The 20,055-nt window shown below is 70.2% G+C and carries 27 protein-coding genes; all 27 read left to right on the top strand.

The features are described 5' to 3' along the window. Nucleotides 1-25 precede the first annotated feature (25 nt). The 27 genes from tuf (at nt 26) to V2J63_RS00220 (ending at nt 19,896) form a co-directional block, all read left to right on the top strand. Nucleotides 26-1,219: an elongation factor Tu gene (gene tuf / locus V2J63_RS00350; RefSeq protein WP_331228996.1), complete on the top strand. Its 1,194-nt coding sequence runs from the start codon at nt 26-28 to the stop codon at nt 1,217-1,219. 742 nt (nt 1,220-1,961) lie between these two features. Next, nucleotides 1,962-2,270: a 30S ribosomal protein S10 gene (gene rpsJ / locus V2J63_RS00345; RefSeq protein ID WP_019146773.1), complete on the top strand. Its 309-nt coding sequence runs from the start codon at nt 1,962-1,964 to the stop codon at nt 2,268-2,270. 11 nt (nt 2,271-2,281) lie between these two features. Then, a complete protein-coding gene (rplC, locus tag V2J63_RS00340; RefSeq protein ID WP_331228995.1) occupies nt 2,282-2,950 on the top strand; it encodes a 50S ribosomal protein L3 in 669 nt (222 codons plus the stop codon). A 7-nt stretch (nt 2,951-2,957) separates the two neighbouring features. Then, the gene (gene rplD / locus V2J63_RS00335; protein ID WP_331228994.1) at nt 2,958-3,620 is read left to right on the top strand and encodes a 50S ribosomal protein L4; all 663 of its coding nucleotides are present in this window, start codon (nt 2,958-2,960) and stop codon (nt 3,618-3,620) included. Further along, entirely contained in the window at nt 3,617-3,922 is a 306-nt protein-coding gene (gene rplW, locus V2J63_RS00330) for a 50S ribosomal protein L23 (protein ID WP_331228993.1), read from the top strand. Before rplD ends, rplW begins: the two co-directional genes overlap by 4 nt. A 34-nt stretch (nt 3,923-3,956) precedes the next feature. After that, on the top strand, nt 3,957-4,793 hold the full coding sequence (gene rplB / locus V2J63_RS00325; RefSeq protein WP_331228991.1) for a 50S ribosomal protein L2: 837 nt from the start codon (nt 3,957-3,959) through the stop codon (nt 4,791-4,793). A 17-nt stretch (nt 4,794-4,810) separates the two neighbouring features. Beyond that, nucleotides 4,811-5,092, top strand: coding sequence for a 30S ribosomal protein S19 (gene rpsS, locus V2J63_RS00320; protein WP_331228990.1), 282 nt, complete (start codon nt 4,811-4,813; stop codon nt 5,090-5,092). Nucleotides 5,093-5,154: 62 nt separating this feature from the next. Beyond that, nucleotides 5,155-5,553, top strand: a complete 399-nt coding sequence (gene rplV, locus V2J63_RS00315) for a 50S ribosomal protein L22 (protein WP_331228989.1) — start codon at nt 5,155-5,157, stop codon at nt 5,551-5,553. Further along, complete coding sequence (rpsC, locus tag V2J63_RS00310) at nt 5,553-6,383, top strand: 30S ribosomal protein S3 (protein WP_331228988.1); 831 nt, start codon at nt 5,553-5,555, stop codon at nt 6,381-6,383. Before rplV ends, rpsC begins: the two co-directional genes overlap by 1 nt. Before the next feature lie 3 nt (nt 6,384-6,386). Then, nucleotides 6,387-6,806: a 50S ribosomal protein L16 gene (rplP, locus tag V2J63_RS00305; protein ID WP_331228987.1), complete on the top strand. Its 420-nt coding sequence runs from the start codon at nt 6,387-6,389 to the stop codon at nt 6,804-6,806. Continuing rightward, the gene (gene rpmC / locus V2J63_RS00300; protein ID WP_331228986.1) at nt 6,806-7,045 is read left to right on the top strand and encodes a 50S ribosomal protein L29; all 240 of its coding nucleotides are present in this window, start codon (nt 6,806-6,808) and stop codon (nt 7,043-7,045) included. Before rplP ends, rpmC begins: the two co-directional genes overlap by 1 nt. Further along, nucleotides 7,042-7,350 carry a 30S ribosomal protein S17 gene (gene rpsQ, locus V2J63_RS00295; RefSeq protein ID WP_434056252.1) on the top strand — a complete coding sequence of 103 codons (309 nt, stop codon included), beginning with the start codon at nt 7,042-7,044 and terminating at the stop codon, nt 7,348-7,350. Before rpmC ends, rpsQ begins: the two co-directional genes overlap by 4 nt. A 133-nt stretch (nt 7,351-7,483) precedes the next feature. Continuing rightward, the gene (rplN, locus tag V2J63_RS00290) at nt 7,484-7,852 is read left to right on the top strand and encodes a 50S ribosomal protein L14 (protein WP_331228984.1); all 369 of its coding nucleotides are present in this window, start codon (nt 7,484-7,486) and stop codon (nt 7,850-7,852) included. Nucleotide 7,853: 1 nt separating this feature from the next. Beyond that, a complete protein-coding gene (gene rplX, locus V2J63_RS00285; RefSeq protein ID WP_331228983.1) occupies nt 7,854-8,195 on the top strand; it encodes a 50S ribosomal protein L24 in 342 nt (113 codons plus the stop codon). Between the two features lie 2 nt (nt 8,196-8,197). Beyond that, on the top strand, nt 8,198-8,782 hold the full coding sequence (rplE, locus tag V2J63_RS00280; protein WP_331228982.1) for a 50S ribosomal protein L5: 585 nt from the start codon (nt 8,198-8,200) through the stop codon (nt 8,780-8,782). Between the two features lies 1 nt (nt 8,783). After that, complete coding sequence (locus V2J63_RS00275) at nt 8,784-8,969, top strand: type Z 30S ribosomal protein S14 (RefSeq protein ID WP_043498176.1); 186 nt, start codon at nt 8,784-8,786, stop codon at nt 8,967-8,969. A 55-nt stretch (nt 8,970-9,024) separates the two neighbouring features. Next, entirely contained in the window at nt 9,025-9,423 is a 399-nt protein-coding gene (gene rpsH, locus V2J63_RS00270) for a 30S ribosomal protein S8 (RefSeq protein WP_331228981.1), read from the top strand. A gap of 23 nt (nt 9,424-9,446) precedes the next feature. Beyond that, nucleotides 9,447-9,986: a 50S ribosomal protein L6 gene (rplF, locus tag V2J63_RS00265; RefSeq protein ID WP_331228980.1), complete on the top strand. Its 540-nt coding sequence runs from the start codon at nt 9,447-9,449 to the stop codon at nt 9,984-9,986. 2 nt (nt 9,987-9,988) lie between these two features. Further along, the gene (gene rplR / locus V2J63_RS00260; protein ID WP_331228979.1) at nt 9,989-10,360 is read left to right on the top strand and encodes a 50S ribosomal protein L18; all 372 of its coding nucleotides are present in this window, start codon (nt 9,989-9,991) and stop codon (nt 10,358-10,360) included. Between the two features lie 34 nt (nt 10,361-10,394). Then, a complete protein-coding gene (gene rpsE, locus V2J63_RS00255; protein WP_331228978.1) occupies nt 10,395-11,099 on the top strand; it encodes a 30S ribosomal protein S5 in 705 nt (234 codons plus the stop codon). Then, a complete protein-coding gene (gene rpmD, locus V2J63_RS00250) occupies nt 11,099-11,281 on the top strand; it encodes a 50S ribosomal protein L30 (protein WP_331228977.1) in 183 nt (60 codons plus the stop codon). Before rpsE ends, rpmD begins: the two co-directional genes overlap by 1 nt. Nucleotides 11,282-11,283: 2 nt before the next feature. Then, the gene (gene rplO / locus V2J63_RS00245; RefSeq protein WP_331241917.1) at nt 11,284-11,772 is read left to right on the top strand and encodes a 50S ribosomal protein L15; all 489 of its coding nucleotides are present in this window, start codon (nt 11,284-11,286) and stop codon (nt 11,770-11,772) included. Between the two features lie 176 nt (nt 11,773-11,948). Beyond that, entirely contained in the window at nt 11,949-13,253 is a 1,305-nt protein-coding gene (secY, locus tag V2J63_RS00240) for a preprotein translocase subunit SecY (protein WP_331228976.1), read from the top strand. Further along, nucleotides 13,250-13,825 carry an adenylate kinase gene (locus V2J63_RS00235; RefSeq protein ID WP_331228975.1) on the top strand — a complete coding sequence of 192 codons (576 nt, stop codon included), beginning with the start codon at nt 13,250-13,252 and terminating at the stop codon, nt 13,823-13,825. Before secY ends, V2J63_RS00235 begins: the two co-directional genes overlap by 4 nt. Nucleotides 13,826-13,908: 83 nt before the next feature. After that, nucleotides 13,909-14,745, top strand: coding sequence for a type I methionyl aminopeptidase (gene map, locus V2J63_RS00230; RefSeq protein WP_331228974.1), 837 nt, complete (start codon nt 13,909-13,911; stop codon nt 14,743-14,745). A gap of 4 nt (nt 14,746-14,749) precedes the next feature. Continuing rightward, complete coding sequence (locus V2J63_RS00225) at nt 14,750-17,356, top strand: helix-turn-helix transcriptional regulator (protein WP_331228973.1); 2,607 nt, start codon at nt 14,750-14,752, stop codon at nt 17,354-17,356. A gap of 5 nt (nt 17,357-17,361) precedes the next feature. Beyond that, nucleotides 17,362-19,896 (top strand): LuxR C-terminal-related transcriptional regulator, encoded by a 2,535-nt coding sequence (locus V2J63_RS00220; RefSeq protein ID WP_331228972.1) that lies wholly within the window; start codon nt 17,362-17,364, stop codon nt 19,894-19,896. Nucleotides 19,897-20,055: the final 159 nt, after the last annotated feature.

Below are 20,055 nucleotides of genomic sequence, written 5' to 3'. Positions count from 1 at the left end.
CTACCCGAGTCCCAGGAGGACCCCAGTGGCGAAGGCCAAGTTCGAGCGGACCAAGCCGCACGTCAACATCGGCACCATCGGTCACGTCGACCACGGCAAGACGACGCTGACCGCTGCCATCTCCAAGGTGCTGGCTGACAAGTACCCGGACCTGAACACGTTCACGCCGTTCGACCAGGTCGACAACGCTCCCGAGGAGCGTCAGCGTGGAATCACGATCAACGTGTCCCACGTCGAGTACCAGACGGAGAAGCGGCACTACGCGCACGTTGACGCGCCCGGTCACGCTGACTACATCAAGAACATGATCACCGGTGCCGCCCAGATGGACGGCGCGATCCTCGTGGTCGCCGCGACCGACGGCCCCATGGCCCAGACGCGTGAGCACGTGCTGCTTGCCCGCCAGGTCGGCGTGCCGTACCTGCTCGTCGCGCTCAACAAGGCCGACATGGTCGACGACGAGGAGATCCTCGAGCTCGTCGAGGTCGAGGTCCGTGAGCTGCTCTCGAGCCAGGAGTTCCCCGGCGACGACGTCCCCGTCGTGCGCGTCTCGGGCCTCAAGGCCCTCGAGGGTGACCCGGTCTGGGTCAAGTCCGTCCAGGACCTCATGGACGCCGTGGACGAGAGCGTGCCGCAGCCGGCCCGCGACGTCGACAAGCCGTTCCTCATGCCCGTCGAGGACGTCTTCACGATCACCGGCCGCGGCACCGTCGTGACCGGCCGCGTCGAGCGCGGCATCCTCAAGGTCAACGAGGAGGTGGAGATCGTCGGCATCAAGGAGAAGGCGATCCGCACCACGGTGACCGGCGTCGAGATGTTCCGCAAGCTGCTCGACACCGCCGAGGCCGGCGAGAACGTCGGACTGCTCCTGCGTGGCACGAAGCGCGAGGACGTCGAGCGTGGCCAGGTCGTCGTCAAGCCCGGCTCGATCACCCCGCACACGCAGTTCGAGGCGCAGGTCTACATCCTCGACAAGAACGAGGGCGGACGGCACAACCCGTTCTACTCGAACTACCGCCCGCAGTTCTACTTCCGCACCACGGACGTCACCGGCGTCATCCAGCTGCCCGAGGGCACCGAGATGGTCATGCCGGGCGACAACACCGAGATGACGGTGGACCTCATCCAGCCCATCGCCATGGAGGAGGGCCTCGGCTTCGCCATCCGTGAGGGTGGCCGCACCGTTGGCTCCGGCCGCGTGGTGAAGATCCTCAAGTGATCTTCCGCTGGGTCGGCTGACCCAGCACCCGTCGGGGCGACCCGGCACCGCTCCGGGGGACCGGCGCAGACGAAGGGCCCGGTGGCAGCTGCCACCGGGCCCTTCGGCGTTCCCGGAGCAGGCGAGCGGCACGACCTGCAGCGGGGTCTCGAGGTGAGCAGAGGGAACGGGAGCACGAGCCGGGCGTGTCGACGGCGTGCGAGGGGTCTCGGGCGCGAGGTGCCGGGGTCGCCGAGGCGAGCGCAGGGGGCGCGTGGGCGAGCGCAGGGGCGCGTAGGCGAGCGGCTTGGGGTCGCACAGGCGCGCGCGGGCCCGTGCGCCGTGTCGAGCTCCTGCGCGCCGCCCCCGCCGTGCGGGACGCGCGGCGCACGCGCCGCTCGTGGCGGGGATCACGAGGGTCCGTGGGGGCCTGGGGTTCAGCCCCTGCCCAGGGGCTGGTAGGGTTGCCCAGCCGGGTCACGCCCGGCCGACGCGTGGGCAGGTACCCGCGGTCGTGCACATGATCGGACGGGTCCAGAGCGCGATTGGCCAAGTGCCTGTCGTTCTGGCAGACTAGTCCGGTTGCCTGGGGCATGCCCCCAGACGTCCAGACTGCTGAGTCGGGCCCCGTGGCCCAGGCTCGTGAAGCAAAACAACGGCCCAGCACGCCCAGTGCTCCGGGGTCGGGTGTGTGCGCAAAGCGCGACACGCCCGAGTGCGGGGGCCGGTACAGGTAGCGGTTCGAGAGAGGTTAGACGACGCCATGGCGGGACAGAAGATCCGCATCCGGCTCAAGTCCTACGACCACGAGGTCATCGACAGCTCGGCGCGCAAGATCGTCGACACGGTGACTCGCGCTGGTGCGACGGTCGTGGGTCCGGTGCCGCTGCCGACGGAGAAGAACGTCTTCGTCGTCATTCGTTCGCCGCACAAGTACAAGGACAGCCGCGAGCACTTCGAGATGCGCACGCACAAGCGGCTCATCGACATCATCGACCCGACGCCGAAGGCGGTCGACTCGCTCATGCGGCTCGACCTTCCCGCGGACGTCAACATCGAGATCAAGCTCTGAGGACTGCTGCAATGACAACCCTTTCCAAGCAGGCTGCTGGCGCGCCCGTCAAGGCGCTGCTCGGCACGAAGCTCGGCATGACCCAGGTGTGGGACGACGCCGGCCGCTTCGTGCCGGTGACGGTCGTCCAGGTGGGCACCAACGTCGTGACGCAGCTGCGTACCGACGAGGTAGACGGCTACAGCGCCGTCCAGCTCGCCTTCGGACAGATCGACCCGCGCAAGGTGACCCAGCCGCTGAAGGGACACTTCGGCAAGGCCGGTGTGACCCCGCGCCGCTTCGTCGCCGAGATCCGCACCTCTCCCTCCGACTCCTTCGAGCTCGGCCAGGAGCTCGGTGCTGACTCCTTCGAGGTCGGTTCCAAGGTCGACGTCGTCGGCACCACCAAGGGCAAGGGCACGGCCGGTGTGATGAAGCGTCACGGCTTCCACGGCGTCGGCGCCTCCCACGGTGCGCACCGCAACCACCGCAAGCCCGGTTCGATCGGCGGGGCCTCGACGCCCGGCCGCGTCTTCCGTGGGCTGAAGATGGCCGGCCGCATGGGCCACGACCGCCAGACCACCCAGAACCTCACGATCCACGCCGTTGACGCCGAGAAGGGCCTGCTCCTCATCACGGGCGCAGTCCCCGGCCCCAAGGGTGGCGTCGTCGTGGTCCGTACCGCCGTAAAGGGGGCGTGAGGCCATCATGGCAACCACCCAGACCGTCGACGTGCTCGACGCCGCAGGCAAGAAGGCCGGCACGGCCGAGCTGCCCGCCGAGGTGTTCGACGTCGCTACGAACGTCCCGCTGATCCACCAGGTCGTCGTCGCCCAGCTCGCTGCGGCGCGCCAGGGCACGGCGTCGACCAAGAGCCGCGGCGAGGTCCGCGGCGGTGGCGCGAAGCCCTGGAAGCAGAAGGGCACCGGCCGCGCCCGTCAGGGCTCGACCCGCGCACCGCAGTTCACCGGCGGTGGCGTCGTCCACGGCCCGCAGCCGCGCGACTACAGCCAGCGCACGCCCAAGAAGATGAAGGCCGCCGCCCTGCGTGGCGCCCTCTCCGACCGGGCCCGCGGTGGCCGCGTGCACGTCGTCTCCTCACTCGCCGGTGGCGAGGTCCCCTCGACGGCGACCGCGCTGCGTGCGCTGGCGAACATCGTCGAGACCCGTCGGGTGCTCGTCGTCGTCGAGCGCGGTGACGAGCTGACGATCAAGAGCCTGCGGAACGTCGACCGCGTCCACCTCATCTGGGCGGACCAGCTCAACACCTACGACGTCCTCGTCAACGACGACGTCGTCTTCACCGCCGGCGCCCTGGAGACCTTCCTCGGTACGAAGCCCGCGGCCGAGCAGGCGGAGGAGAGCAAGTGAGCCTCGAGAACAACAAGAACCCCCGGGACGTCATTCTCGCCCCGGTCGTCTCCGAGAAGAGCTACAACCTGATCGACGAGGGCAAGTACACCTTCCTCGTCGACCCGCGCTCGAACAAGACCGAGATCAAGAACGCCGTCGAGGCGATCTTCAACGTCCGCGTCTCCTCGGTGAACACCGCCAACCGCACGGGCAAGACCCGCCGCACCCGGTTCGGCATCGGCAAGCGTAAGGACACCAAGCGCGCGATCGTCACGCTGCGCGAGGGCACCATCGACATCTTTGGCGAAGTGGCCGGCTAACGCCGCTCGCTGAAGAGACAGAGGATCGATACCCATGGGAATCCGTAAGTACAAGCCGACCACACCGGGCCGTCGCGGCTCGAGCGTCGCCGACTTCGTCGAGATCACGCGTTCGCAGCCCGAGAAGTCGCTCGTGCGCCCGCTGACGAAGACCGGTGGCCGTAACAGCACGGGCCGTATCACCACCCGGCACAAGGGTGGCGGCCACAAGCGCGCGTACCGCGTCATCGACTTCCGTCGCCACGACAAGGACGGGGTGCCGGCGAAGGTCGCGCACATCGAGTACGACCCCAACCGCACGGCGCGCATCGCGCTCCTGCACTACGCCGACGGCGAGAAGCGTTACATCCTCGCGCCGAACAAGCTCGCGCAGGGCGCCGTCATCGAGAACGGCCCCGGTGCGGACATCAAGCCGGGCAACAACCTGCCGCTGCGCAACATCCCGGTCGGTACGGTCATCCACGCCATCGAGCTCAAGCCCGGTGGCGGCGCGAAGATCGCCCGTTCGGCGGGCGCCTCGGTCCAGCTCGTCGCCAAGGAGGGGCCGTACGCCCAGCTGCGCATGCCCTCCGGGGAGATCCGCAACGTGGACGTCCGGTGCCGCGCCTCGATCGGTGAGGTCGGCAACGCCGAGCAGTCGAACATCAACTGGGGCAAGGCCGGACGCATGCGCTGGAAGGGCAAGCGCCCGACCGTCCGTGGTGTCGCCATGAACCCGGTCGACCACCCGCACGGTGGTGGCGAGGGCAAGACGTCCGGTGGACGTCACCCAGTCAGCCCGTGGGGCCAGGCCGAGGGCCGCACCCGCCGTCCGAACAAGCCGAGCGACAAGCTCATCGTGCGCCGTCGGCGTACCGGCAAGAAGCGCTGAGACAGGAGAGCGACGAGATGCCTCGCAGTCTGAAGAAGGGTCCCTTCGTCGACGGCCACCTGCTCAAGAAGGTGGACGTCGCGAACGAGGCGGGCTCGAAGAACGTCATCAAGACGTGGTCACGCCGGTCGGTCATCACGCCCGACTTCCTCGGCCACACCTTTGCGGTTCACGACGGTCGCAAGCACGTCCCGGTCTTCGTCACCGAGTCGATGGTCGGCCACAAGCTGGGGGAGTTCGCCCCGACCCGCACCTACCGCGGGCACGACAAGGACGACCGCAAGGCCCGTCGCCGCTGACGCGGTGAGCAGGCCAGCGAACCCCACCCACTGAGCACAATCGACAAGTAAGGCAGGATCCGATGGAAGCCAAGGCGCAGGCGCGATACGTCCGCGTCACGCCTCAGAAGGCCCGGCGAGTCGTGGATGTCATCCGCGGCAAGCAGGCTGAGGAGGCTGTGGCGGTGCTGCGGTTCGCCCCGCAGGCGGCGGCCGAGACCGTGCGCAAGGTCGTCGAGAGCGCGATGGCCAACGCCCGCGTGAAGGCGGACCAGGCGAGCGAGGCGTTCGACCCCAGCGCGCTGGTCGTGCTGGAGGCGTACGTCGACGAGGGCCCGACCCTCAAGCGTTTCCGCCCCCGTGCGCAGGGGCGGGCGAACCGCATCCTCAAGCGCACGAGCCACATCACGGTCATCGTGGGCGAGAAGACCAAGGACGGCGCGACCACGGTCGCTGCCGGGACGAAGGGGAGGGCCCGCTAGTGGGTCAGAAGGTCAACCCGACCGGGTTCCGGCTCGGAATCACCACCGACCACCGCTCGCGGTGGTTCGCTGACAGCACCAAGGTGGGTCAGCGCTACCGCGACTACGTCCGCGAGGACGTCGCCATCCGCAAGCTCATGGCCTCCGGCCTCGAGCGCGCCGGCATCGCCAAGGTCGAGATCGAGCGCACGCGTGACCGCGTCCGCGTCGACCTCCACACGGCGCGCCCGGGCATCGTCATCGGCCGCCGCGGCGCCGAGGCGGACCGCCTGCGCGGGGAGCTCGAGAAGCTCACGGGCAAGCAGGTCCAGCTCAACATCCTCGAGGTCAAGAACCCCGAGATGGACGCCCAGCTCGTCGCCCAGGGCATCGCCGAGCAGCTCGCCAGCCGCGTGTCCTTCCGTCGTGCGATGCGCAAGGGCATGCAGTCCGCCCAGCGCGCCGGCGCCAAGGGCATCCGGGTGCAGTGCTCCGGCCGCCTCGGTGGCGCCGAGATGTCGCGCTCGGAGTTCTACCGCGAGGGCCGCGTGCCGCTGCACACCCTCCGCGCGAACATCGACTACGGCTTCTTCGAGGCCCGCACCACGTTCGGCCGTATCGGCGTCAAGGTGTGGATCTACAAGGGCAACATGACCGAGAAGGACTTCGCCCGCGAGCAGGCCGAGGGCGGCTCGCGCGGCCCCCGCGCCCGCACCGACCGGCCCGACCGCCCCCGCGGTCGCCGCGGCGGCGACGAGCGTCCGCCCCGCGCCCCGCAGGCCGCTGACGGCGCGGCTCCGGCCGCCGAGGCCGCAGCTCCCACGTCGGCTCCCACCGGAACGGAGGCCTGAGCCATGCTCATCCCTCGGCGGACGAAGTTCCGCAAGCAGCACCACCCGAAGCGCTCGGGTGTCGCCAAGGGCGGCACGACGATCGCGTTCGGTGACTTCGGGATCCAGGCTCTCGAGCCTGCCTACGTCACCAACCGGCAGATCGAGGCCGCACGTATCGCCATGACGCGCCACATCAAGCGTGGCGGCAAGGTGTGGATCAACATCTACCCCGACCGCCCGCTCACGAAGAAGCCTGCCGAGACCCGCATGGGTTCCGGCAAGGGCTCGCCCGAGTGGTGGATCGCCAACGTCAAGCCCGGCCGGATCATGTTCGAGCTCGCCGGTGTCCCGGAGCAGCTGGCCCGCGAGGCTCTCTCGCGTGCGCAGCACAAGCTCCCCATGAAGACGCGTTTTGTTAGCCGTGAGGGTGGTGACTTCTGATGGCCATCGGATCCAAGGGTCTTGCTCCCTTCGACCTGGACGGGATGGACGACGAGCGCCTGGCCGAGGAGCTGACCAAGGCCAAGGACGAGCTGTTCAAGCTCCGTTTCTCCTCGGCCACCGGTCAGCTCGAGGACCACGGTCGACTCAAGGCCGTACGCCGCGACATCGCGAGGATCTACACGATCGTCCGCGAGCGCGAGCTCGGCATCCGCACCGCTCCCAGCACCGAGAAGTGAACGAGGCAGCCACAGTGAGCGAGAACACCGCCCAGACGCCGCAGGCCGACGAGGTCCGCAACGACCGCAAGACGCGCCGCGGCTACGTCGTGAGCGACAAGATGAACAAGACCGTGGTGGTCGAGGTCGAGGACCGCGTCAAGCACGCCCTCTACGGCAAGGTCATCCGCCGCACGAACAAGGTCAAGGCCCACGACGAGGAGAACTCGGCGGGTGTCGGGGACCTCGTGCTCATCTCCGAGACGCGGCCGCTCAGCGCCACGAAGAACTGGCGCGTGGTCGAGATCCTCGAGAAGGCCAAGTAACCGCCTAAACCGTCGAAGCGAGCTTGGTTCGGCGGGACAGACAGACAGCCCGGCGAAGCCGGACAGTGCTGTACAGAACTAGTTCACCAAGGCTCGCGCACCGAGCGAGAACCAGGTCGACAAGGAGAAATCAGTGATCCAGCAGGAGTCGCGGCTCAAGGTCGCCGACAACACCGGGGCCAAGCAGATCTTGTGCATCCGGGTGCTCGGTGGCTCCGGCCGGCGCTATGCCGGTATCGGTGACGTCATCGTCGCCACCGTGAAGGACGCCATCCCCGGCGGCAACGTCAAGAAGGGCGATGTCGTCAAGGCGGTCATCGTGCGGACGACGAAGGAACGCCGCCGCCCCGATGGTTCGTACATCAAGTTCGACGAGAACGCTGCCGTCATCCTCAAGGCTGACGGCGAGCCGCGCGGCACGCGCATCTTCGGCCCCGTGGGCCGGGAGCTGCGCGACAAGCGGTTCATGCGCATCGTCTCTCTGGCGCCGGAGGTGCTCTGACGTGGCAAGGATCAAGAAGGGCGACCTCGTCGTCGTCATCGCGGGCCGTGACAAGGGCAAGCAGGGACGCATCCTCGAGGTCGACCTCAAGAACGACCGGGTCGTCGTCGAGGGTGTCCAGCGGGCCAAGAAGCACACGAAGGTGGGCCAGTCGGGGCGCGGCGCCAAGACGGGCGGCATCGAGACGATCGAGGCTCCCATCCACGTGAGCAACGTGATGGTTGTCGACCCGGGCACCAAGAAGGGCACCCGGGTGGGTACGCGTACCGAGACGGTCGAGCGCGACGGCCGGACCCGCACCATGCGGGTCCGCGTGGCCAAGCGCTCCGGTAAGGACATCTGAGCATGAGCGAGAACACTGCCACCGCGACCGAGCAGGTCCGCGAGCTCCCGCGCCTCAAGCAGCGCTACCGCGAGGAGATCGTCGCCGGGCTCCGCGAGGAGTTCGCCCACGAGAACGTCAACCAGGTCGCCGGCCTGACCAAGATCGTCGTCAACATGGGTGTGGGGGACGCCGCGCGCGACTCCAAGCTCATCGAGGGCGCCATCCGCGACCTCGCGACGATCACCGGTCAGAAGCCGCAGGTGACGAAGGCCCGCAAGTCCATCGCGCAGTTCAAGCTCCGCGAGGGCCAGCCGATCGGTGCGCACGTCACGCTGCGCGGCGACCGGATGTGGGAGTTCCTCGACCGCCTCCTGTCCCTCGCGCTGCCCCGCATCCGCGACTTCCGTGGGCTCTCCCCGCGCCAGTTCGACGGTCACGGCAACTACACCTTCGGCCTCAACGAGCAGTCGATGTTCCACGAGATCGACCAGGACAGCATCGACCGCGTGCGCGGCATGGACATCACGGTCGTCACCTCGGCCACTACCGACGAAGAGGGGCGCTCGCTGCTCAAGCGCCTGGGCTTCCCTTTCAAGGAGAACTGACGTGGCCAAGACTGCCCTGATCCAGAAGGCGAACCGCAAGCCGAAGTTCGCCGTCCGTGCCTACACCCGCTGCCAGCGGTGCGGCCGCCCGCACTCGGTGTACCGCAAGTTCGGGCTCTGCCGGATCTGCCTGCGGGAGATGGCCCTCGCGGGTCAGCTCCCCGGTGTGACCAAGTCCAGCTGGTAAACGACTACGTCGCAGGTCCCGCGAGGAAACCACGACGAGGAAGGGCTGAGGCCCGATGACAATGACTGACCCCATCGCGGACATGCTCACGCGTCTGCGTAACGCCAACTCGGCGTACCACGAGACGGTGACCATGCCGTACTCGAAGCTCAAGGCAAACATCGCGGAGATCCTCAAGACCGAGGGCTACATCAGTGGCTGGTCGGTGCAGGACGCTCCCGTGGGCAAGTACCTGACGCTGGACCTCAAGTTCGGCCCCCAGCGCGAGCGCTCGCTCGCCGGTGTGCGGCGCGTCTCCAAGCCAGGACTTCGCGTGTACGCGAAGTCGACCAACCTGCCGAAGGTCCTCGGCGGCCTGGGGGTGGCGATCCTCTCGACATCCTCCGGTCTCCTCACGGACCGCGAGGCGAAGAACAAGGGCGTAGGCGGAGAAGTCCTCGCCTACGTCTGGTGACCGGGAACAAGGAGGAGTAGACGATGTCCCGTATCGGAAAGGTCCCGGTCCCGGTCCCCGCAGGTGTCGACGTCACGATCGACGGCGCCGTGGTGACGGTCAAGGGCCCCAAGGGAACGCTGAGCCACACGGTGGCCGCGCCCATCACGGTTGCCCGTGACGACGCCGGCGCACTGGTTGTCACGCGCCCCGACGACGAGCGCGAGTCGCGCTCGCTGCACGGCCTCACGCGCACGCTGCTGTCCAACCTCGTCACCGGGGTGACGCAGGGCTACGAGAAGAAGCTCGAGATCGTCGGTACCGGTTACCGCGTGGTGGCGAAGGGTTCGGACCTCGAGTTCGCCCTCGGCTTCTCGCACCCGGTCTCGGTCACCCCGCCGGAGGGCATCACCCTCACGGTGGAGTCCCCGACGAAGATCACGGTCTCGGGTATCGACAAGCAGCAGGTCGGCGAGGTCGCCGCCAACATCCGCAAGATTCGCAAGCCCGAGCCGTACAAGGGCAAGGGCGTGCGATACGCCGGCGAGCAGGTCCGCCGCAAGGTCGGAAAGGCTGGTAAGTGACCATGGCTATCTCGATCAAGGGCAAGGGCAAGACGATCTCCCGCGCACGCCGCCACCTGCGCGTGCGCAAGAAGGTCAGCGGCACGACGGCACGACCGCGTCTGGTCGTCACGCGCTCCTCGCGGCACATGGTCGCCCAGCTCGTCGACGACACGACGGGGCGCACGGTGGCATCGGCCTCGACGCTCGAGGCGGACCTCCGCGGGAACGACGGCTCGAAGGTGGACAAGGCCCGCGTGGTGGGCGAGCTCATCGCCCAGCGCGCCAAGGCAAACGGGGTCGAGTTCGCTGTATTTGACCGTGGTGGCAACAAGTACCACGGCCGGGTCGCAGCGGTCGCCGACGGCGCCCGCGAGGGTGGTCTGACTCTGTGACCATCGTTGACGTACGAGAGCAAAGGAACATCTGATGGCTGCACCGCAGCGAAGCAGGACCGGCTCCGGTTCCGGTACCGGCAGCGCCGGGAACAGTGGATCGGGTGAGCGCGCAGGCGGCGCCGGCGGCGCCGGCGGCGGCGGCGGCCGTCGCGACGGCGGACGTCGCGGCGCCGAGGAGAAGAACGTCTTCATCGAGCGCGTCGTGACGATCAACCGCGTCTCCAAGGTCGTCAAGGGCGGTCGGCGCTTCAGCTTCACCGCGCTCGTCGTCGTCGGCGACGGGGACGGGACTGTGGGCGTCGGCTACGGCAAGGCCAAGGAGGTGCCCGCGGCGATCGCCAAGGGCGTCGAGGAGGCGAAGAAGAACTTCTTCCGCGTCCCCCGCATCCAGAAGACGATCCCCCACGCCATCACGGGTGAGGCCGCCGCTGGTGTGGTCTTCCTCCGGCCCGCCGCCCCGGGAACCGGCGTCATCGCCGGTGGTCCGGTGCGCGCCGTGCTCGACTGCGCCGGCATCCACGACATCCTCAGCAAGTCGCTGGGCTCCGAGAACGCCATCAACATCGTGCACGCCACGGTCGCGGCGCTCCGGGGGCTCGAGCAGCCCGAGGCGGTGGCCGCACGTCGTGGGCTGCCCCTCGAGCGCGTCGCCCCGGCCAGCATGCTGCGCAACCGCGCGGCAGGCGAGGCCAAGGCTCGCGACGAGGCCGCACTGGCCGGGAAGGCAGGGGCCTGATGGCACAGCTCAAGGTCACCCAGACCAAGTCCGTCATCGGCGGCAAGCAGAACCAGCGTGAGACGCTGCGGACCCTCGGGCTCCGGCGCATCGGCGGATCCGTCGTGCGCGAGGACCGTCCCGAGGTCCGCGGGATGATCACGACGGTGGCGCACCTCGTCACCGTCGAGGAGGTCGAGTGAGCATGGCCGACACCGAGAACACCCCGACCACGGAGAACGCCCCCGGGCGTCCTCTCAAGGTCCACCACCTGCGCCCGGCGCCCGGAGCCAAGACCGCGAAGATCCGCGTCGGTCGTGGTGAGGGCGGCAAGCGCGGGAAGACCGCGGGTCGCGGCACCAAGGGCACGAAGGCCCGCTACCAGGTGCCCGCCGGGTTCGAGGGCGGGCAGATGCCGCTGCACATGCGGCTGCCCAAGCTCCGCGGCTTCACGAACCCGTTCCGCACCGAGTACCAGGTCGTCAACCTCGACAAGCTGACGGCACTGTTCCCCGAGGGAGGCACCGTCACGGTGGCCGATCTCGTGGACAAGGGCGCGGTGCGCTCCGGCAAGCTCGTCAAGGTGCTCGGCACCGGCGAGATCGCCGTCAAGGTCGACGTCGCCGTCGACGCCTGGTCGGCTTCGGCCAAGGAGAAGATCGAGGCTGCTGGCGGTTCCGTCACGCAGCCGTGACACCAGTGCGGGCGGCCCGGTAACGGGCCGCCCGCGCTTGTCATCGGGCGCCCGCGCACGCGGGACGCCCGGACCGCACCGGACAGCGTCGTCGAACCGGTAGGGTTCAACGCGGTCCACGAGCTTCCGCCACGGCATCTACGCCGGGGGCGGGCACGATGCAAGCAGGAGGAAGATTGCTCAGCGCATTCGCCCAGGCGTTCCGTACGCCTGACCTGCGGCGCAAGCTGCTGTTCACACTCGGAGTCATGGCGATCTTCCGCCTCGGGTCTTTCATCCCGACGCCGGGTGTCTCCTACCCCAACGTGCAGGAGTGCGTCGCCCTCACCGGTGGCAGCAACGACCTCATCGGTCTCGTCAACCTGTTCAGCGGCGGGGCCCTGCTGCAGCTGTCGATCTTCGCGCTCGGCATCATGCCGTACATCACCGCGAGCATCATCGTCCAGCTGCTGCGTGTGGTCATCCCCCACTTCGAGACGCTCCAGAAGGAGGGACAGGCCGGCCAGGCGAAGCTGACGCAGTACACGCGCTACCTCACCATCGGCCTCGCCGTCCTCCAGTCGACGACGGTCATCACGATGGCGCGCTCGGGGAACCTGTTCCCGGGCTGCCCCGTGCCGCTCATCCCCGAGGACTCGGTCATGACGATCGTCCTCATGATCATCACGATGACGGCCGGTACCGGCCTCGTCATGTGGATGGGCGAGACCATCACCGAGCGTGGCGTCGGCAACGGCATGTCGCTCCTCATCTTCACCTCCATCGCCGCTGGCTTCCCGTCCGCCGTCTGGTCCGTCGGCGGCGCGGACAACGGCATCGCGAACGTCACGGTCGTCGTCGCGCTGCTCCTGCTCGTCACGCTGCTCGTCGTCCTGGTCGAGCAGTCGCAGCGCCGGATCCCGGTCCAGTACGCCAAGCGGATGGTGGGTCGCCGGATGTACGGCGGCTCGAGCACCTACATCCCGATCAAGATCAACATGGCGGGTGTCATCCCCGTGATCTTCGCGTCCTCGCTGCTCGCGCTGCCCGGCCTGTTCGCGCAGTTCGGCGACATGACGGCCCCGTGGGTCCTGTGGATCACCGAGAACCTCGCCTCGCCGACCGCGCCGCTCTACATGGTCGTGTACTTCTTCCTCATCGTGTTCTTCGCGTTCTTCTACACGTCGATCACGTTCAACCCGGACGACGTCGCGGACAACATGAAGCGCTACGGCGGGTTCATCCCCGGCATCCGCGCCGGGCGGCCGACGGCGGAGTACCTCCAGTACGTCATCTCGCGGATCACGAGCGCCGGTGCGCTCTACCTCGGGCTCGTCGCGCTCATCCCGGTCATCGTCTTCGCCGCGCTCAACCTGCCTGACAACGTCGGGTTCGCGCTCGGTGGCACGTCGATCCTCATCGTCGTCGGTGTCGGTCTGCAGACCGTCAAGGAGATCGACTCCCAGCTCCAGCAGCGGCACTACGAGGGCTTCCTCAAGTGAGCGCGCGGCTCGTCCTCCTCGGACCTCCCGGTGCGGGCAAGGGCACGCAGGCCGCCCGCCTCAGCGAGCGGCTCGGCGTCCCGGCGATCTCGACCGGAGACATCTTCCGGTCGAACGTCGCGGGCCAGACGGAGCTCGGGCGGCGCGCCCAGCGGTACATGGACGCCGGGGAGTACGTCCCCGACGAGGTCACGAACGACATGGTGCGGGCACGGCTCGCGGAGCCGGACGCCAGCGACGGCTTCCTCCTCGACGGGTACCCCCGCACGCAGGACCAGGTCCGTGAGCTCGACGCGATGCTCTCCGCGCACGGCCACGACCTCGATGCCGTCGTCGAGCTGACGGCCGACACCGATGCCGTGGTCGAGCGCCTGCTCAAGCGGGCCGCCGAGCAGGGACGCGCGGACGACACGGACGTCGTCATCCGGCGCCGGCTCGAGGTCTACCGCGAGCAGACCGAGCCGCTCGCGGGCGCCTACGAGGAGCGGGGGCTCCTCGTGCGCGTCGACGGCATGGGGGAGATGGACGCCGTCACGGAGCGTCTTCTCGCCGCGCTCGAGCGCCTCGGCTGAGGCGTAAGCACCACACGGCCTGACGGCGCGCCCCGCGGAACCGCAGGGCGCGCCGTCGGCTTGTCTCGACGAGAGGGGACGCCATGTTCGGACGAGAGCGCATCGAGTACAAGAGCACGGAGCAGATCCGGGCGATGCGGCGGGCCGGGCTCGTCGTCGCCGACATCCACGCCGCTCTGCGCTCCGCCGTCGCGCCCGGGATGACGACCGCCGAGCTCGACGACGTGGCCGCCGGCGTCCTTGCCGACGCGGGCGCCGCCTCGAACTTCCTCGGCTACCACGGCTACCCCGCGAACGTGTGCATCTCGGTCAACGAGGAGGTCGTCCACGGCATCCCCGGCGGGCGCGTCCTCGCGCAGGGTGACGTCGTCTCCTTCGACTGCGGGGCCGTCGTCGACGGGTGGCACGGTGACGCCGCCTTCACGGTCGTCCTGCCCGGCGGGGACCCGCTCGACCAGCGGCTCGCCGAGGTCACCGAGGAGGCGATGTGGGCGGCCATCGCCGCCCTGGCCACGGGAGAGCGGCTCGGCGTCGTCGGCGAGGCGGTCGAGGACACGGTCGACGCGTACGCCGAGGGTGCGGGCGTGCGCCTGTCGATCATCCAGGAGTACGTCGGCCACGGGATCGGGACGGCGATGCACCAGCCGCCGGACGTCCTCAACTACCGCACCGGCGAGCGGGGGCCGAAGCTGCGGCCCGGGATGTGTCTCGCTGTCGAGCCGATGATCGCCCGCGGCAGCAGGCACACCAAGGTCCTGGCCGACGAGTGGACGGTCGTCACCGCGGACGGCTCACGCGCCGCGCACGCCGAGCACACCGTCGCCCTCACCGAGGACGGGATCTGGGTCCTCACCGCGCCCGACGGCGGTGAGACGAAGCTGCGGAGCGCAGGTGTGAAGATCGCGCGTCTGCAATCATAGCGTTATGGCACACCTGGGGCGGCAGGTCTACGGCGTGCTGCCGCGCGCCAGCCGGGATGCCGAGATCGGGGCGAGCGTCACCGACACGCTCGCCAACCGTGCGCCGCTGACGATCGTCCGTGGGCCCCGGGGGTACGGCAAGACGACGGCGATCGTGCGGTGGCTCGGCCAGCGGGACGACGACGACCCGGTGCTCTACCTCAGGCTCTCGATCGAGGCGCGCATCGCGTCGGGCTTCTGGCGCCTGCTCCGCGCCGCGCTCACGGACGCGGGCCTGGTGACCGACCCGGCAGGGGACGACCGGGTCGCCGTGTGCCAGGCGCTCCTCGGGCGGCGCAAGCCACTCATCCTCGTCATCGACGACTTCCACGAGGCGGGCCGCATCGAGGGCGCCGACGAGATCGACGAGGACCTCGTCGAGCTCGTCCGGCAGAACGAGCGGCTCGACCTCGTCGTCGCGACGCGGGCCCTGCGCGCGCTCGAGACGACCGGGGCGCTCTCGGTGGACACCGCGGTCATCCGGCCCGAGGACCTCGCGCTCACCCCGGAGCTCGTCGCAGCGCTGTCCGAGCGCATGGGCCTGGAGATGACGCGCAGGCAGGCGCACGAGATCGCGCACGACCTCGGCGGGTGGCCTGCCGCGATCCGCTCCTGCATCGAGGACGCCGCGGTGACGGGCGGGGACGCGCGGGTCGAGGCGAGCCTCGTCGACGGCTACCTCGCCACCCTCCTCAACGACCTCCAGTCCGAGGGGCTCCGCGAGTTCCTCCTCCGGACAGCGGTGCCCGAGGAGTTCACCGCGAGCGGCGTGACGGCCATCGTGCCCGGGGAGCGAGGCGCCCGGGACCTGCGGAACATGCGGCTCACCGGGCTCCTCACCGTGCGCAGGACGGACGCGGGCGTGCGCTACGGCTACCCGCCGGCGATCCGTGAGGCGCTCGTGCGGATCCTGCGCGAGTCGCGGCCCGACGTGGAGCGTGAGGTGCACCTCGCGCTCATGGTCGAGGCGGCGCGCGAGGAGGGGGCAGCCGGGGTCCTGCGGCACGCGTGCCGTGCGGGGGAGTGGGACATCGCGCTCCAGGTCATCGAGCAGGACTGGGCGTCGCTCGTCACGTCGCACCAGATGACCCTCATCGAGGCGGCCCGGGCGTTCCCCGAGGAGATGGTGGCCGCCCACCCACGGCTGGCCGTGGCGCGCGCCGAGCTGCCCCGGATGCCCTCGCGGCAGGGCCCGGACGGGCAGCAGTGGGCCACGCGCGAGCCGGCGTTCCTCCAGATGGCCGGGCAGCTCCGGGCCATGGACGGCTTCAGCGAGGACGACCTCGTCATCGTCCTCGTCCAGTGGGGCGTCAGCGCGGTGCTCGCCGGGGACCCGGCCGCGGCGATCTACGCGTTCGGGCTCGTGCGCGAGCGCGGGCTCGACACGAAGGACGCGGGCGCGATCCTCATGGGCAGCGCTGGCCTCATGGTGACGAAGGCGCTGAGCGGAGAGGTCAACCAGGCGCTGCGGTGGGCGGAGCACGCGGACATCAAGCCGCTCCTCAGCGGTCCCCGCCGCGAGGGACTGACCGACCTCGTCCAGACATGGGCGCGGCTGGCGTACGCGCTCGCCTGCGTCGACGGCATGACTCCCGAGGCCGAGGAGGCCGTGGCCGCGATGCTCGAGCCGCACCGGCGCGACGACCTGTGGGCGATGACCGTCTTCGTCCGCGGGCACGCGGCCACGGTGAGCGGCTCCGTCGAGCAGCAGGCGCGCTCCGCCAACGACCTTCGCGCCGCGATGCGCCACCTCGAGCGCAACGGCATCACCGAGTCCCTGCTCGGCACGACGATCGTCGAGCTCCTCGTCGTCGCCGGGATGCCCGACGTCGCCGAGGAGTCCCTCGCCCGGTTCGCGGCGTCCCACGTCTCGAACCCGACGTGGGCGACCGTCCACTACGCGCAGGGCCGGCTGCGTGAGGCGATCGACAGTGCCCAGGCAGCCCTGCGCGACCCGCGCCTCACCGTGCGCGCGACGCTCGAGACCAACCTCGTGCTCGCGCGCGCCCACCTCAGCCTCGGCGAGCGGACGTCGGCGGCGGCCGCGTTCTCGCGCGCTGTGCACGCCGCCCGTGCCACGGGCCAGCGCCGGCCGTTCGCCCTCGTCCCGCTCGATGCCTTCACCGACCTCGCTCGTAGCGACGAGAGCGTGCTCGCGCTGCGCGTCCCGTCCGGGGGCGAGCGCGTCCGCGACTCCGAGCTTGCCTCCCTCGGGCATGCCCGGGGCAACAACCAGCGCGGCGAGCACCGCGGCGACCACCGCGGCGACCAGGCGCAGGCCGCGCCCGTCGTCGATGCGGTGGAGCCCGTCGAGGACGCCCCGCGCCCCGCGGAGACCCGGGGCGTCCGGACGCGCCTCGACGGTCTCGACCTCCTCAGCGACCGCGAGCTCGAGGTCCTCATGGCGCTGCGCGACCACCCGGGTCCGGCCGGCATCGGCGCCGAGCTCGGGGTGTCCGTCAACACGGCGAAGACGCACCTGCGCAGCGTGTACCACAAGCTGGGGGCGTCGGGCCGGGAGGAGGCGCTGCGACTGAGCCGACGGCTCCTCCCGCCGCCGCCGAGGCGCTGACCGTCATGCCCGAGCGCGCTCACGACTCCGCGCAGCGGTTCCTGCCCCGCGTGCCCGCGGCGTTCGTCGCCACGCACGCTGCCCGAGTCCCGGACGCGCTGCCGCCTCTCGTCGTCCTGCGAGCGCCGCGCGGCTTCGGCAAGACGAGCACCGTGGCCTCGTGGATGCGGGGGGCAGGCGCACGGGGCCGGACGGTCATCTGGGTGACCGTCCCGCAGCGGGACGTCGGCCCGCTCGAGCTCTGGCGGCTCATCCATGACGCCCTCGTCGAGCGGGAGCTGGTCGATGCCGTGGAGGAGCCAGGCCTTCGCTCCGTCGAGCGGGCGCTCCGGCGCATCGTCGGTGAGCCCGTCCTCGTCCTCGACGGGCTCGACGAGGTCAGCGACGAGGAGGTGGACTCCGACCTCGTCCGGTTCGTGCAGACGAGCCCAGGCCTCCACCTCGTCGCACTCACCCGGACCGAGCGCCCGATCGAGCGGATGGGACCGGCGAGCGTGGACTCGCTCGTCCTGCGCGCTCCCGACCTCGCGCTCGACGCCGCCGGCGTGGCCGAGCTGGCGGAGCGCCTCGGGTGCCCCCTCGCCTCGGCCGAGGCCGAGCAGGTGCGCCGCGACGTCGCCGGCTGGCCGGCGCTCGCGCGGGCGGTGCTCCTCGACGCGTCCCGCGCGGACGACGGGACGCTCGACCTCGACCTCGCCGGTGCTCGCCGGTACGCCACCGCGGTGCTCCACGACCACGACTCCGACCGCTTCTACGAGTTCGCCACCGGCGTCGCCGTGCCGACGAGCTTCACGCGCGAGGAGGCTGTCGACCTCGTGGGCAAGGACGCGGTGGCGCAGGCGTTCACGCGGATCTACGCCGCGGGGCTCTTCCGCGTGACCCGGAGCCCTGGCGAGGACCCCCGGTACGCGTACACGACGTTCGTCCGGCGCCTCGTGGCGTCCGTGCTCCGGGAGGACGACCGCCCACGGTACCGCCGGCTCCACCGCCGCGTCGCCGGCCACCGGCTCGCCGCCGGCGACGGACCGGCGGCCTTCGCGCACGCCGTCGAGGCGGAGGACTGGGACCTGGCCGTGGCCGTCGCCGAGCAGTGGTGGGCCGAGCTCCTCGCTCAGCACACCGACGCCCTCCACCGCGCCGTCCACGCGATGCCCGAGGAGGTCATCGTCTCGAGCGCCCGGCTGCTCGTCGCCCGCGACTACATCCTCGACGAGCACACGCCCCAGCGCGCGGCGGACGTCCTGCGCAGTGGCCAGCTCGCGCCGGGTGAGCTCCTCGACGGGCGGCCCCTCACCCTGACCGAGCGACTCGCGAGACGGTCCGGCGACGGCTGGAGCGCAGCGTCCGCGGACATCGCTGCCGGTCTCCTCGACGGCGCGCGCTCCGGCGGCACGGAACCGTCGAGCACGTGGTCCCCCGAGGTGCGGCGAGCGGTGCCCGAGCTCATCCTGCAGTGGGCGATCTCGGTGCTCGCGGAGGAGGACTCGGTCTCCGCCGCGTTCGCGTTCGGTCAGGCCGTCAAGCGGGGCCGAGAGGCGGGTGACCAGACCGCCGCCCGGGAGGCGGCGGTCGGGCTCTCGCTCGCGCTCGTGGTTCTCGGGCACCTCGAGGCGGCGGAGGAGTGGCTCGCGCACGCCCGGGGGCTCGAGGCGCCGGAATCGGTGCTGGAATCGGTCGGCACCCCGATCGTCGAGTCGATGATCTCCTCGATGCGGCTCGAGCCCGAAGCGCTCACCGTCGCCGCCCGCCGGTTCCCCGCCGGCCTCGAGCCGTTGAAGGGCTTCGTCAGCTACGTCAACGGCGCGCGGGCGCTCCGGACCGGCGGAGGCCTCGAGGCGATCGCCGAGATCGAGGCGTACCGGCGCGTCCTCGACCCGAGCCACCGGGGCCTCGCGGGCAACATCACCGCGGCGGTCCTCTCCGACCTCTACCTCGTCACCGGTCAGCTCGACAGGGCGGCCGCCGTGCTCCGGGAGAGCAGCAGCTCGAGCGTGTGGCTGCGGGTCTCACGGGCGCGGTACGCGATGTACGTCGGAGCCCAGCGCGAGGCGTTACGCCTGTCCGAGGGAGCGGCGTCCGTGGCCGCGGTGCGTCCGCGCCTGGCCATGGAGCTCAGTCTCGTCCGCGCGTGCGCGGCCCTGCGCTCGGACCAGACCCAGACGGCGATCGAGGCCCTCCACCTCGCGACGAGCCTCGCGCAGGACACCGGCCTGCTCCTGCCGTTCCTCTACGTCCCGCGGTCCGACCTCGACGCCATCACCGAGTCGATGCCCAACGCCCGGGTCTTCCTGGCGCGCGCCCTGCCCGCCGACGGCCTCGGGATCTTCCCCGAGCCGCTGCGCTCCGGCGAGCTGAGCGAGGCAGAGCTACGCGTCTTCGAGCAGCTCGTCGGCAACCGGCCGCTGTCGTACATCGCCCACAAGCTCTTCCTGTCCGAGAGCACGGTGAAGACCCACGTGCGCCGGATCTACCGCAAGCTCGGGGTAAGCAGCCGCGCGGACGCGGTCGCCCGGGCGCGCGAGCTGTCGATCATCCCGTAGGAGCGTGCGGGGCGGCGACGTGACCGCTCCTCGCCCGGGACGGGTCAGGGCCTGGCGCGGGTCAACGGGGGGGGCACGTGTCACCCTCACGATCATCCGATGATCACCCTGCATCCGTCGCCACTTTTCGCGCGCGCAGGTGTGTCCTGGGCAGGCCCA

The sequence above is a fragment of the Georgenia wangjunii genome (assembly GCF_036421975.1).
Lineage (GTDB): Bacteria > Actinomycetota > Actinomycetes > Actinomycetales > Actinomycetaceae > Georgenia_A > Georgenia_A wangjunii.
The sequence above is the reverse complement of the archived record's forward strand: the minus strand, read 5'-3'. Positions and strand labels throughout refer to the sequence as shown.

Bases quoted from the DNA above. Each gene is read 5' to 3' on its own strand.
- rplO (WP_331241917.1), top strand. From the start codon at position 11,284: ATGGCCGACACCGAGAACACCCCGACCACGGAGAACGCCCCCGGGCGT.
- rpmD (WP_331228977.1), top strand. From the start codon at position 11,099: ATGGCACAGCTCAAGGTCACCCAGACCAAGTCCGTCATCGGCGGCAAG.
- rplV (WP_331228989.1), top strand. From the start codon at position 5,155: ATGGAAGCCAAGGCGCAGGCGCGATACGTCCGCGTCACGCCTCAGAAG.
- V2J63_RS00220 (WP_331228972.1), top strand. From the start codon at position 17,362: ATGCCCGAGCGCGCTCACGACTCCGCGCAGCGGTTCCTGCCCCGCGTG.
- rplP (WP_331228987.1), top strand. From the start codon at position 6,387: ATGCTCATCCCTCGGCGGACGAAGTTCCGCAAGCAGCACCACCCGAAG.
- rplC (WP_331228995.1), top strand. From the start codon at position 2,282: ATGACAACCCTTTCCAAGCAGGCTGCTGGCGCGCCCGTCAAGGCGCTG.
- rpsH (WP_331228981.1), top strand. From the start codon at position 9,025: ATGACAATGACTGACCCCATCGCGGACATGCTCACGCGTCTGCGTAAC.
- rplE (WP_331228982.1), top strand. From the start codon at position 8,198: ATGAGCGAGAACACTGCCACCGCGACCGAGCAGGTCCGCGAGCTCCCG.
- rpmC (WP_331228986.1), top strand. From the start codon at position 6,806: ATGGCCATCGGATCCAAGGGTCTTGCTCCCTTCGACCTGGACGGGATG.
- rplF (WP_331228980.1), top strand. From the start codon at position 9,447: ATGTCCCGTATCGGAAAGGTCCCGGTCCCGGTCCCCGCAGGTGTCGAC.
- rpsE (WP_331228978.1), top strand. From the start codon at position 10,395: ATGGCTGCACCGCAGCGAAGCAGGACCGGCTCCGGTTCCGGTACCGGC.
- map (WP_331228974.1), top strand. From the start codon at position 13,909: ATGTTCGGACGAGAGCGCATCGAGTACAAGAGCACGGAGCAGATCCGG.
- V2J63_RS00225 (WP_331228973.1), top strand. From the start codon at position 14,750: ATGGCACACCTGGGGCGGCAGGTCTACGGCGTGCTGCCGCGCGCCAGC.
- rplR (WP_331228979.1), top strand. From the start codon at position 9,989: ATGGCTATCTCGATCAAGGGCAAGGGCAAGACGATCTCCCGCGCACGC.
- rplD (WP_331228994.1), top strand. From the start codon at position 2,958: ATGGCAACCACCCAGACCGTCGACGTGCTCGACGCCGCAGGCAAGAAG.
- rpsJ (WP_019146773.1), top strand. From the start codon at position 1,962: ATGGCGGGACAGAAGATCCGCATCCGGCTCAAGTCCTACGACCACGAG.
- rpsS (WP_331228990.1), top strand. From the start codon at position 4,811: ATGCCTCGCAGTCTGAAGAAGGGTCCCTTCGTCGACGGCCACCTGCTC.
- rplB (WP_331228991.1), top strand. From the start codon at position 3,957: ATGGGAATCCGTAAGTACAAGCCGACCACACCGGGCCGTCGCGGCTCG.